This is a genomic window from Streptomyces sp. NPDC058864 (assembly GCF_042742985.1).
Lineage (GTDB): Bacteria > Actinomycetota > Actinomycetes > Streptomycetales > Streptomycetaceae > Actinacidiphila.
Genome location: NZ_JBHYMQ010000024.1, coordinates 82,042 through 93,964 on the forward strand (window position 1 = coordinate 82,042; position 11,923 = coordinate 93,964).

Annotated in this window: 11 protein-coding genes; 4 read left to right on the forward strand and 7 right to left on the reverse strand. The window is 72.4% G+C overall.

All coding sequences use genetic code 11. The annotated features are described in order from the left end of the window. Positions 1–109: 109 nt before the first annotated feature. Entirely contained in the window at positions 110–799 is a 690-nt protein-coding gene (locus tag ACFW3D_RS20175) for a DUF6882 domain-containing protein (RefSeq protein WP_500505580.1), read from the forward strand. Positions 800–884: 85 nt separating this feature from the next. After that, complete coding sequence (locus tag ACFW3D_RS20180; protein ID WP_500505581.1) at positions 885–1,427, forward strand: GNAT family N-acetyltransferase; 543 nt, start codon at positions 885–887, stop codon at positions 1,425–1,427. Positions 1,428–1,660: 233 nt separating this feature from the next. Here ACFW3D_RS20180 and ACFW3D_RS20185 read toward each other — a convergent pair whose 3' ends face one another. The 6 genes from ACFW3D_RS20185 to ACFW3D_RS20210 form a co-directional block, all read right to left on the reverse strand. Next, positions 1,661–2,416 carry a 3-oxoacyl-ACP reductase family protein gene (locus ACFW3D_RS20185; protein ID WP_500505582.1) on the reverse strand — a complete coding sequence of 252 codons (756 nt, stop codon included), beginning with the start codon at positions 2,414–2,416 and terminating at the stop codon, positions 1,661–1,663. 158 nt (positions 2,417–2,574) lie between these two features. Further along, positions 2,575–4,047 (reverse strand): glycerophosphodiester phosphodiesterase family protein, encoded by a 1,473-nt coding sequence (locus ACFW3D_RS20190; protein ID WP_500505583.1) that lies wholly within the window; start codon positions 4,045–4,047, stop codon positions 2,575–2,577. Between the two features lie 167 nt (positions 4,048–4,214). Continuing rightward, positions 4,215–5,408, reverse strand: a complete 1,194-nt coding sequence (locus ACFW3D_RS20195; protein WP_500505585.1) for an ABC transporter permease — start codon at positions 5,406–5,408, stop codon at positions 4,215–4,217. Then, positions 5,405–6,085: an ABC transporter ATP-binding protein gene (locus tag ACFW3D_RS20200; RefSeq protein WP_500505604.1), complete on the reverse strand. Its 681-nt coding sequence runs from the start codon at positions 6,083–6,085 to the stop codon at positions 5,405–5,407. Before ACFW3D_RS20200 ends, ACFW3D_RS20195 begins: the two co-directional genes overlap by 4 nt. Positions 6,086–6,117: 32 nt before the next feature. After that, positions 6,118–7,242, reverse strand: a complete 1,125-nt coding sequence (locus ACFW3D_RS20205) for an efflux RND transporter periplasmic adaptor subunit (protein ID WP_500505586.1) — start codon at positions 7,240–7,242, stop codon at positions 6,118–6,120. Beyond that, positions 7,226–7,864: a hypothetical protein gene (locus tag ACFW3D_RS20210; protein WP_500505587.1), complete on the reverse strand. Its 639-nt coding sequence runs from the start codon at positions 7,862–7,864 to the stop codon at positions 7,226–7,228. The genes ACFW3D_RS20205 and ACFW3D_RS20210 overlap by 17 nt, the downstream gene beginning before the upstream one ends. Before the next feature lie 123 nt (positions 7,865–7,987). Here ACFW3D_RS20210 and ACFW3D_RS20215 point away from each other — a divergent pair, with 123 nt between their 5' ends. Both ACFW3D_RS20215 and ACFW3D_RS20220 read left to right on the forward strand, forming a co-directional pair. Beyond that, on the forward strand, positions 7,988–8,686 hold the full coding sequence (locus tag ACFW3D_RS20215) for a response regulator transcription factor (RefSeq protein WP_500505588.1): 699 nt from the start codon (positions 7,988–7,990) through the stop codon (positions 8,684–8,686). Beyond that, positions 8,683–10,521, forward strand: a complete 1,839-nt coding sequence (locus ACFW3D_RS20220) for a sensor histidine kinase (protein ID WP_500505589.1) — start codon at positions 8,683–8,685, stop codon at positions 10,519–10,521. The genes ACFW3D_RS20215 and ACFW3D_RS20220 overlap by 4 nt, the downstream gene beginning before the upstream one ends. 67 nt (positions 10,522–10,588) lie before the next feature. Here the strand turns inward: ACFW3D_RS20220 and ACFW3D_RS20225 are convergent, their stop codons facing one another. Then, the gene (locus ACFW3D_RS20225; protein WP_500505590.1) at positions 10,589–11,581 is read right to left on the reverse strand and encodes an AraC family transcriptional regulator; all 993 of its coding nucleotides are present in this window, start codon (positions 11,579–11,581) and stop codon (positions 10,589–10,591) included. Positions 11,582–11,923: the final 342 nt, after the last annotated feature.

An 11,923-nucleotide genomic window follows, 5' to 3' on the forward strand; every position in this document is an offset into this window, starting at 1 on the left:
GGGCCGCGGTCGCCCCGGCAGAGCCGTCGGACGCCCTGTGCGGTGCCGTGCGGCACTGTCCGCCGGGTGGATGCCGGCCGGAACGGGCCGCCGGATAGGCTCCGGGCTCATGGCGACGGAATTCAGCGACGCGTTCCTGTACGAGGTCGAGCGGCACGCGGCGTGGGGAGCCGAACAACTCGGGGCACTGACCGGTTTCCTGCCCGAGGGACCGTGGACCGCGGACCTGCCGTCCTGTGTCTACCGTCAAGGTGGCCTGGAGCTGCGCGTCGCCGTGCTGGGCACGTACGACACCGAAGAGCAGTCGTGGATGTGGGGCTGGGCCAACCCGGGCCTGCAAGGCACGCCGGTGGTCGCCCGGACCGAGGAGGCCGAGCGCTTCGGACGCGCCCACGGAATCGCCGAGTTCACCGCCGAGGTGATCGATCTGTCCGGCTTCGCCGACCCCGGGCGCGCGGCGGAGACGCTGGCCTTCGCCGGGATGGGCGTGACCCGGTCCCCCGGCTACATCGGTCTGCCGGCGGGTCCCGGCACGCGCGTGTACTTCCTGCCCGACGACCCCCGGGTACCGCGCGCCGCGCTCGACCCGGTCGCCCTGCCCCGGACCCTGATGACGGGCGCGGGCCTGATCGGCCACTCGCCGCGCCGGGTCGTGACCGGCTATCTCGACCATCACGGCATCGCGCGCCGGGAGAGCGACCGGCAGGTCGTCGCCGCCCTTCCCGACGGCAACGCGGCCGAGATCGACTTCGACTCCGCCGGCCGCATCGCGGCGGTCCGCCTGACCGTGGGGCGTTGACCGGCCGGGTGGAGCGCCGCGGCACCAACCGGGGCGACCGCAAATTGGGTTGCCGCCGGCCGGTCGGGCCGGGTAGGAAGCTCGCATGCTGAGAGGCGGCAAGGTCGGGCTGAGGGCCCGGCACGAGGACGACATCCCGATCCTGCGCACCGAGCTCTACGACGACGTGGCCAACGCCTCGCGGGCCGAGGGCGGACCGTGGCGGCCGATCACGCCCGGCTCGAAGGATCCGCGGCTCGTGGTGGACGACGAGGAGCACCGGCGCGTCCCGTTCTCCGTGGTGGAGCTGGAGGGCGGCACGCTGATCGGCACCGCGGCACTGTGGGGCATCGACAACCACAACCGGTCCGCGCACATCGGGCTGGGGCTGCTGCCGTCCGCCCGCGGCAAGGGCCACGGCACCGACGTGGTCGCGGTGCTGTGCCACTACGGTTTCGTCGTACGCGGCCTGCAACGCCTGCAGATCGAGACGCTGTCGGACAACTTCGCGATGCTGCGCTCCGCCGAGCGCAACGGCTTTGTGCGTGAGGGCGTGCTGCGCTCCGCCGCCTGGGTGATGGGCGAGTTCCTCGACGAGGTACTGCTGGGGCTCCTCGTCCGGGACTGGAAGCCGGGCCCAGAGGTCTAGATCGCCGGCCGCCCGTCAAGGGCGGAGCGCGGAGCGGACACCTCACCCGCGACGTCCGGCAGACGTGACCGCCGACCGGGCCCGGGCGCACCGCCGGACGCAGCGGCAGTACCCGGGGCGGGAACACGGCGCACGCGTGCGGTCGCCGCGCGCCGGGCCAGCGGGCACGCTGCGGCGGCGCCGCCTGCCGCCTGCCGCCTGCCGCCTGCCGCCTGCCGCCTGCCGCCGGAAGGTCAGACGGTGTAGCCGCCGTCCACGTTCCAGTTGGCGCCGGTGACGAACCACGCCTCGGGCCTGGCCAGGAAGGCGACGACGCCGGCGATGTCCTGGGGCTGCGCGAACCTGTCGACGGCCGTGACCGCCCTGAGGGCCTCGATGAACGCGGGGTCGTCAGGAAGCATGTCGGTCTCGGTCGCGCCGACCTGTACGTTGTTGATGGTGATGCCGCGGGGCGCCAGTTCGCGGGCGAGTCCGCGGGTCAGACCGGCCACCGCCGCCTTGGTCATCGCGTAGACCGAGATCCCGCCGAACGGCACCCGGTCGGCGTTGATGCTGCCTGTGGAGATGATGCGGCCCCCGTGCCCGAGGTGCGGGAGCGCCGCCTTGACGGCGGCGAACACGCCGCGCACATTGACGGCGACCAGCCGGTCGAAGTCCTCGAACGAGAAGTCGTCCACGGCGCCGCCGATGCCGATCCCGGCGTTGTTCACGAGGATGTCCAGGCCGCCGAGTTCCACGACCGCGCGGTCCACCGCCTCCTTGACGGCGGCCGCGTCCGCGCTGTCGGCCCGCAGGGCCACCGCCCTGCCCCCGGCCGCCGAGACCTCGTCGACCAGGGCATCGGCGGGCTGCTTCCCGTGGACGTAGGTGAAGGCGACCGAGGCGCCCTCGCGGGCCAGGCGCCGCACGATCGCGGCGCCGATCCCCCGCGATCCCCCGGTGACGAGCGCCGCCTTGCCCTCCAGGACTGCCGCCTGTGTCCGGGTCACGTCCGCCGCCTCACTCCGAGCCGATGCCGTTGGACGAAACATCCTAAACAGGCCGCCGATCTTCTCGCGCGGACACGCTCGGAGGTCCGGCGATCGCGCCGTCGAGGCGCCCGGTCCCGGCCGGCCCCCGCCACGGGACGGGGGCCGGGCGGGGTGGGTCAGCGGCGAACCGGCTCGAGCTGGAGGTAGTCGAGGTTCCAATTCTGGTAGGCGTCCTGCGGGAGGCTGATCCGCAGGGTGTGGTGGCCGGCGGTGAGGTACTGCTGCACGCCACTGGCCTGCAGCACCTCCTTGTTGTGGCTCGTGGTGTTGCGCACCTCGGCCCGCTCGCTCTCGGCGCCGCCGTCGAAGGAGACCGTGTAGGTGCCCGCCGGCGTGTAGGGCGAGGAGACCCGGGCGGAGAGCGCGTACGTACCGTGGCGCGGGACGTCCACGTCGTAGGTCAGCCACTCCCCGCCGCGCATCCAGCCGACGCGGACGTTGCCGTCGGCGTCGTCGATGTCGACGTCCTCGCCGGGTCGCATCTTCAGGCCGCCCGTGTTCCCGGCGTCGTTGTCGTGGTAGCCCTTGTCCCGTCCGGGGAGGAAGTCCTCGGCCTGCACGCGCACGGCACCGCGGGGCAGGGGGTCGCCCTCGCCGGTGCGGAGCCAGGACTCGAACTTCTCGACGTCGTCCGTCTGGAAGACCGTGGTGCGGAAGCTGCGCGCCAGCGCCTCCCAGCCCCGCAGCGGGTCGGTCAGCGACGCCTCGTCGGTCATGTGGTCCGACAGGCCGTTCCACATGGTGTTGTTCCAGACGCGGCTGTGCTCGGCCAGGGCGTCGAGGAAGGGCTTGCGCGCGACGGCGTCCTGGATGCTGTCGTAGTTGACCTCGTAGGCCACCGGCTGGTGGTCGCCGAACTCGGCGACGGCCGTCAGGTTGGCGTCGGTGATCATGTGCATGTAGACGGCGCCCTGGTGGGCGGCGCGGAAGTCCTCGACCTCCGGCACTGGCGCGTCGCTCTTGTAGACCCCGTTGCGGACGGTGCCGGTCCGGGTCAGGACGTCCCAGACCTGCTCCCGGTACGGCCAGCCCTTGTCCAGGTTGACCAGGCCCCGGTTCTTGGCGAGCTCCATCGCCTCCTCCAGCGTCGGCACCTGGGCGTCGGTGACCGCCGCCTGGCCGCCGCCGAGTCCGGCCTTCAGACGGAGCTGCTTGATCTGGGCGAGCGTCATGCCGGCGACGGCGCCGGTGCCGTTGGTGGTGCGGTCCACGGTGGTGTCGTGCATCAGGACGGGAACGCCGTCCTTCGTCAGCTGGATGTCGGTCTCGATGATCTCGGCGCCGTCGTCGTAGGCTGCCCGGAAGGCCGCCAGCGAGTTCTCGGGGGCGTCCCGCCACTGGCCCCGGTGCGCCACGGTGAGGATCTTGGCGTTCGAGCCGTGGTCGAGCAGATCACGGTAGGCGCGGACGGCGGCCGTACCGCCGGATCCTCCCGGGCCTCCGAAGATGTACGACGCGCCGTTCGCACTCCCGTCCGCGGCGAGGGCGACACCGGCCGACGGGCGGTCGCCGGCAAACCCGGTGAAGCCGGCGACCACCGCCAGAGCGGCGGCAACTCCGGCGAAACCCCGAATAGTTGGTCTCTTCATGTTTCGGACGGTAGGAAGACGGCGGGAAGAAACGGAGTACACCGCGCGCCTCGTCGAAGGCCGGACATTGAACAATCCCGCGGCGCCGCCCGCGACTCCCGCCCCATGGCACTGTCCTTCGACTTCCGGGCACGCACATTCCAGCCCGGTCCACCGCCCGGCCGGAATCACACCGCCGACAGAGCCTGCGTCGGGGGCAGCCGCGAGGCGCGCAGTGCCGGGTAGACGCCCGCGACGGCACCCACGACGATCGCGCCGGCCAGACCGGTTCCGAGCGCGAGGGGTGGCAGCACGGGCGGCCACGACTGCCACAGTGCGTAACCGGCCGTGGCCGCCGCGCCCAGCACGGTGCCGCTCAGGCCGCCCAGGACGGACAGCATCACGGATTCCGTCAGGAACTGGCCCCGTATCTGCCGGCGGTTCGCCCCGAGGGCGCGGCGCAGGCCGATCTCACGGCGTCGTTCCAGGACGGAGACGAACATGGTGTTGGCCACTCCGATGCCTCCGACCAGCAGGGCGACCCCGGCGAGCCCCAGGAACAGGGCGGAGAAGGTGTGCTCGGTGGCGCGCTTGGCGGCCAGGGCGTCGGAGGGACGGCTGACCTGGACGAGTCCGGGCAGTTCGGGGTTGACGGTGGCGGGCAGCACGGCGCGTACGGCCTCGATCCGCGACTCCCGCGCCTTCACGTACACCACGGTGGGGTGGCCGTCGAAGGCGAGCACGTCGCGCGCGGCGTCCCAGCCGACGAGTACGGAGCTCTCCAGGTCGGGGGTGAGGGGCATCGGCCCGAGGATGCCGATCACGGTGAACCGGTGCGTGCCGATCGTCACCAGCGGCTCCCGGCCCGGGATGAGGCGGTCGATGCCGAGCCGCGCCGCGGAACGCTGGCCCAGGACTGCGGTCGGGAAGCGCTCGGTGGCGTGGTCGAGGAACCGGCCGGAGCGGACCGTGCCGCCGACCGTGGTGAGCAGGTCGGTCCTGGCGGCCAGCACGCTCAGCCCGATCGAGTCGTTGGGGTCGGCCAGGTCGGAACGCCGCACCGTGGCATGGGTGTTGGCGACCGCCGTGGCGCTGGTGACGGGACCGATCCGGGCCGCCATGGCGTCGGCGGCCTCGGGGAGCAGTGCCTTCTGCTCGGCGTCGGGCTGCGGCTGTGCGCGCAGCATGTTGGTGCCGAGCGCGGACAGTTCGTCCATGAGGGCCCGCTGGCTGGAGGCGGGGATGCCGGTGACGACGACCAGGGTGGCGATGCCGATCGCGATGCCCAGTGCGGACAGCGCGGCGCGGGTCCTGCGGGTGCGCAGGCCCAGCAGGCCGAGGCGCAGCACGTCGAGTGGCGACAGTCTGATCGGTCGGTTCATGCCCGGCTCCAGGCGTCCGCGCGGGTGGCGCTGTCCGAGGCGATCCGGCCGTCGCGCAGCTGGATCCTGCGCGGCAGCCGGGCTGCGATGTCCCGGTCGTGGGTGATGACCGCGATGGTGGTGCCTTCCTCGTTCAGTCCGGTGAGCAGGTCGAGTACGGCGCGGCCGTTGGCGCTGTCGAGGGCTCCCGTCGGTTCGTCGGCGAGGACGAGCGCGGGTTCGTTGACCAGCGCGCGGGCGATGGCGACGCGCTGCCGTTCGCCGCCGGACAGTTGCTGGGGCAGGTGCCTGGTGCGGTGCGCCAGGCCGACCCGGGCCAGCGCCTCTTCGGCGCGGGGGCGGCGCAGCCGTCGGGGCACGCCCGCGTAGAGCAGGCCGGTCGCGACGTTCTCCGTCGCGTCGAGGCCGTCGGTGAGGTGGAAGTGCTGGAAGACGAAGCCCAGCAGCCGGGCGCGCAGTGCGGACAGCCGCCGGTCGGACAGTCCGGCGGCGGCGTGGCCGGCGATCTCGACGGTTCCGCTGGTCGGGCGGTCGAGGGTGCCCATGATGTGCAGCAGCGTGGACTTCCCGGAGCCTGAGGGTCCCAGGATGGCGAGGAGTTCGCCTTCCTCTACGGTGAGCGACACCCCGTTCAGGGCGGTGACGTCGTCCGCGTAGGTCTTGGTGACCTCGTGCACGGCGAGGGCGGGGGCCGGTCGCCCGGTCGTGTTCACGATGCGGTCACCACCGTCATGCCCTCGCTGACGCCCGTCCCGCTCACTTCCACCATTCCGTCGGCGAACATCCCCGTCTCCACCGGGACCAGGGAGGCGTCGGGGCGCTGCAGTGCGTAGCCGCCCTCGCTCAGGGCGAGGAGCGCGGTGACCGGGACGGCCAGGACGCCCTTGCGGTCGGTGGCGGTGAAGCGGACCTGGACGGAGGCGGAGTCCAGCCCCTTCACGTCGCCGGAGTGCCGCGGTGCGACGGTGACGGCGACCGTGGGGGGTCCTGCCTGCGCGCTCTGGTCGTCGGCGGAGCCGCCCTGGACGGCTTGCGCCACGGCGGTGACCGTGCCGGGGATCTCGCGGCTGTCGGGCAGGGTGATCGTCACGCTCTGCCCGGTGCGGAGGGCACCGATCTCGGCGGCGTCCACGCTCACCGCCACCGACTTCGCGGTGGTGGTGTACGTCAGCACCTCGCCCTCGACCGGGTCGCCGGGGACGGCGGTGACGGTGTTCACCCTCACCGGTCCCGGCAGCACCAGCGCGCGGCCCGGTGCGAGGGTCCCGGTCGCCTCCTGGCCGGTGTCGTGCTGCCACCGCTTCAGGGCCGCGCTCAGTTCGGGTGTGAACTCGGTGCCGGCGGGCGCCGGGCGCGTGGGCGCGCGGTCCGGGGTGTGCCCGATGTCGTATCCCAGGGCCCGCAGGTTGTCCGCCAGGACCGTGACGTCCCGCCCGCGCAGTCCCGGCTTGTCCAGCGTCCTGAAGAAGGGGGTGTCGCCGAGGAAGACCGTCACCGGCCGGTCGTTCACCCAGTACAGGGGCTTGCCCCGGACGGCCGTCGCGCCGGGCGGCGGCAGCTTGGTGAGCACTCCGGTGCCCGTGCCCTTCAGGGTGCGCACCGGGCCGTGGCCGAGTGTGCCGGGCAGGGTCCTGTCGGTGGACAGGTCGGTCCTGGTGACCTTCGCGGTGTCGAGCTTGACCGGGTGTTCCGGGGCCGTCTGCGGGCCGCCCTGCCGCGCGCTCCAGGCGGCGGTGGCCCCTCCCGCGCCGCCGGCGGTCAGGAGGACGGCCAGGGCCACGGTGAGCCGGCGCCGACGCCGCCTGGGAAGGCGGTGCTCAGCGGTTCTTGCCACCGAAGGCCTCCATCGTGCAGTTCTTGTCGACCTTGGTCTGCTCGGTGTCGCTCAGCGTGGTCTGGCCGTCGTAGTTCCAGCCGGAGTTGTCGGGCAGCGCGACGACCTTGAGTCCGTGGGAGTTCAGGCACTTGATGTAGGCGCGGTAGTCGTCGTCGTAGTGCGGGTTCGAGTCGCGACGCAACTCCGGTGGCTGGAGCGGGAGTTTGCCGGCGCACGTCTTCTCGGCGGCCTTGGCGGTGGGGCTGTTGTCGTTCTGGTCGATGGAGTAGGGGCCGCGCTCCAGGATCATCTTGTGGCCGTGGTCCTTCAGGCAGCCGGCGTAGGCGTTCCAGTAGCGGTCACGCTCGGCGTCGGAGCTGTCCAGGCGGAGCTGCGGCCGGCCCTGCTCGCTGTCGGCGGACGGCGTCGTGGACGACGACCCCGGCGCGGCCGAGGGGGTACCGGTCGCCAGCGAGGCCACGTCCTGGTCCTCGGACTGTTCCCCGGACCGGGTGCCGGACTGCTTGCCGGACGTCGCGCCGGCGCCCCCGGCGGAGCCGCCGCAGCCGGTGAGCAGGACGGCGCAGACGAGCGCGGCGGCCGCGCCGAGTGCGCGGTGCGGGAGGTGTGGGTGGGTCATGCCGCCCGATGGTGGCCGGTGAATGTCGGAAACCTGTCAGGAAGCCATCGGCATCCCGTGGTCCCGCGCGAACGGAACCCCGACGCCGCAAATACGGCACTTGGCGTACTTATACTCCCGGCCATGAGCGCACACATACTGGTCGCCGAGGACGACGAGAAGCAGGCCCAGCTGGTGCGGGTGTACCTCGAGCACGAAGGGCACTCGGTGACCGTCGTCCACGACGGCCGCGCCGCCCTGGAGGAGCTGCGCCGCGACCCTCCGCACCTGCTCGTGCTGGACGTGATGATGCCCAAGGTCGACGGGCTCGACGTCTGCCGCATCCTGCGCCGCGAATCCGACCTGCCGGTGCTGATGCTCACCGCCCGCTGCACCGAGGACGACCTCCTGCTCGGCCTGGACCTGGGCGCCGACGACTACATGTCGAAGCCGTACAGCCCCCGGGAGCTGACCGCCCGGGTGCGCACCCTGCTGCGCCGCGCCCGGCCCTCCGGTCCGCCCGCCCCGGAACCCGACCCGACGCTGACCGTCGGCGGCCTGAGCATCGACCCCTCGCGGCACGAGGTCATCTGCGACGGCACCGGCGTGGACTGCACCCCCGGGGAGTTCCGGCTGCTGGAGACGCTCGCCGCCCAGCCGGGCCGGGTCTTCACCCGCGAGCAGATCCTCGGGCAGCTGCACGGCACGGGGCGCTACTTCACCGTGCGGACCGTGGACACCCATGTGATGAACCTGCGCCGGAAGATCGAGCCCGATCCTGCCCGTCCGGTGCGGCTGCTCACCGTCTACGGCGTCGGCTACGTCCTGTCCGACACCGCATGAGCCGCCGCTTCCACAGCAGCCTGGTGGTGCGGCTGCTCGCCCTGTCGGTGCTGGTCTCCGTGTGCTCGATCGCCGCCACCGCCTGGCTCGCGGTCCGTACGACCACCCGGGCGATCCGGCAGGAGCAGGGCCAGGCCATCTCCGACGACGCCCGGATCTACGAAGCCCTGCTGGGCCGGGCCGCCGCGCACACCGACTGGCAGGGCGTGCAGCCACTCGTGGACCGCCTCGCCCGGGAGACCGGGCACCGCGTCGTCCTCACCACGCAGGACCGCCGTCCGATCGCCGACTCCGCCGACGCCGCCGACGCCCGCCACCGGACCCCGCTGCCGGACCGGGCGTCCGCGACCGTGGACCCGCTCGCCGTCGACACCGGGATCTCGGGGGCCGGCGGCGGCGACCGCATCGACCCGCGTGCCGCCGGCCCCTTCCGCCTGACGCGGGCGGAACGGACGCGGCTGACGGCCCTCGCGCAGCGCCATGTCACCTGCCTGCGGGACATCGGCATCGACGCGACCACCGTCACGTCACCGGGTGGACGGCCCCGGGTGAGCACACCGGGCTACAGCGGCAGCCGCTGCGCCGACGACGTACTGGACCGGCCCACCCCCACCGAGGCCCGTGCCCTCGCCCGCCTCGACGCCCTGGTCGACGCGTGCCTCGGCCGCCGGGGCAGCGGTCCCGTACAGCTCGCACCGGACCTGACGTGGACGCCCACGCGGAGCCGTACCCCGGTGGACGAGGGGCTGGTCGCCTCGTGCCTGGACAGCGCCCGCCGTGAGCAACTCGCGCCGTACGTCGCCCCGGCCGCGCTGCTGTTCATCGGCTCCCCGGAGAACGCCGCCGCCGCGTCCCCGTTCGACCTCTCCGCGCCCAACCGCCTCCGCATGGCCGGGGTCGTCGCGAGCGTGCTGCTGCTCACCGTCGTCGTCACCGTGGGCCTGGGACTCCAGCTGGTCAGGCCACTGCGCGCGCTCACGGCCGCCGCCCAGCGCGTGAAGTCGGGTGACGTCGCGGCCCGCGTACAGGTGACGGGCAAGGACGAGATCGGGCGCCTCGCAGAGGTGTTCAACGAGATGTCGCAGCAGCGCGCCAGGCTGGAACGGCTGCGCACCGAGATGGTGGGCGACATCGCCCACGAGCTCCGCACCCCGCTCAGCAACATCCGCGGCTGGCTCGAAGCCGCCGACGACGGTGTCGTCCCGGCCGACAAGGCCCTGGTCGGCTCGCTCCTGGAGGAGGCGCTCCTCCTCCAGCACATCGTTGACGACCTCCAAGACCTCGCCGCGGCCGACGCGGGGGCGCTGCGCCTGCACAAGGTGCCGTGCGACGTCGGCGAACTCCTCCGGCAGGTCGCCACCGCCCACGGCGGACGCGCCGACCACGCCGGAGTCGTCCTCTCCGTCGACGACGTCTCCGCCTGCGTCGGCAGCGTCGTCGCCGACCCCGTACGCCTGCGTCAGGCCGTCGCGAACCTCGTGTCCAACGCCGTCCGTCACACCCCGCCCGGCGGCACCGTCACGGTCATGGCACGCCGGGACGACGAGACGGTCGTCATCGCCGTCGCCGACACGGGCGCAGGCATCCGGCCCGAGGATCTGCCCCGGGTCTTCGACCGCTTCTGGCGTGCCGAGAAGTCCCGCAGCCGCAGTACGGGCGGCAGCGGGCTCGGCCTCGCCATCGTCCGCAACCTCGCGCACGCCCACGGCGGCTCCGTCACCGCCGAGAGCACCTACGGCGAGGGGTCGCGGTTCACCTTGCGGCTGCCGGGCGGTGAGCCGGGACGTGAGCCGGCGTCCCCGCGTCGTGGATCACCGCGCGCGGACGGTGCCTGAGCCGGTGGCGCGCGCGAGGCCGGTGGCCTCGCGCGTCACGACGTCACGACGTCATCGACGACGGCGGCTACAGGGCGTCCCGGCTCGGGTCGTGCGCGCCGCCGGCGGCTCTCCGGTCCCTCACGTACGCCGCAGGGGTGGCGCCGTAGGCGGATTTGAAGCGCCTGATGAAGTGGCTCGTGTCCGAGAAGCCCCAGCGCGCCGCGATCCCGGCGATCCCAGCCGTGGCGTCCGGGTCGACGAGCTCGTCGTGGGCCTTCTGCAGGCGCCGAGTCCGCACGAATGCCATGACGGAGTCGTCCGTGGCCGAGAAACTCCGGTGCAGCGTCCGAAGGGACACTCCCACGTGCCGGGCGACCGCCGCCGGAGACAGGTCCCCGCTTTCGAGATTCTGTTCGATGGCGTACTTGGCGGCCGTCACGACGGCACCGGGGTCGTCGTCGAGCGCTGCCCCGGGACGGTCCGAGAAGATGCTCGAGAGCAGGCTCGCGCAGGCATCTCGCGCCATGTGCCGCGCCGTGACCGACGTCTCCAGTTCCCGGCTGCTGCCCTTCACCGCTTCGAGGTAGTTGAGGAGGAACCGGACCTCGGGCGCGGTGATGTCCGATACGCATGACCGGCCGAACCGCTTTCCCGATCGGGCGTGCGGTAGCACCAGGTGACGCGGAACGGAGATGACATGCACGTTCGTGGCCGGCGCACAGGAGAATTGCCACGAGGCCTTCGTGTCGCGGACGCAGATCTGCCCGGGCCCGACGCCGTACGTTTCCTTGCCCGCCCGGAATTCGATCCAGCCCGAGGTCACCACGTCCGCGACGACCGGATCCTGGGGCAGGTTCTTCCCCGAGACCCCGGTCAGTGAATCGACGTAGACCTGGGCGGACAGCAGTCCGTCGATGAGCTGGCCATGCGCGTTGAAGCGGAATCCGCGTGAGGCGGCGGAGTGGGGAACCGCAAGGCGTGTGAGGTGCGAGAAGGGGCCGCCTTCTCCGAACGGGGTGTGTTCCTGGTGACGGAAATGCCGCTCGGAGGATTCCGCTTGTTCGGCGGTCAGGCGCATACCGGCCCGGTACGTGATGGTGCCGCCGGAGCTCCGCGTGGAGTTCCCGGCACCTGCCGATCGCTGGTCTTCCACCAGGCCCCTCTCACGATCACTCGAAAGCCTCCGCCGGAGGTGTCGAGCAACCCGCGCCTTTCCGATTGATCCGCGCTTTCCGCGGTCCCTGCCGCTCGGATGACGCGGTGCGCCGCAACTGCAGACTAGCCACTAGTTCGGATTTCAACAACTTACCACGCGCGCCCTCGCGGACCGGAGGAGCGCGCGTGGTGGGGTGGGGGGGGGGGGGGGCCCCGCCACCCCCACACCGGGCCGGGTTTTTGGTGTGTGTTTTTAAAAAAAAAA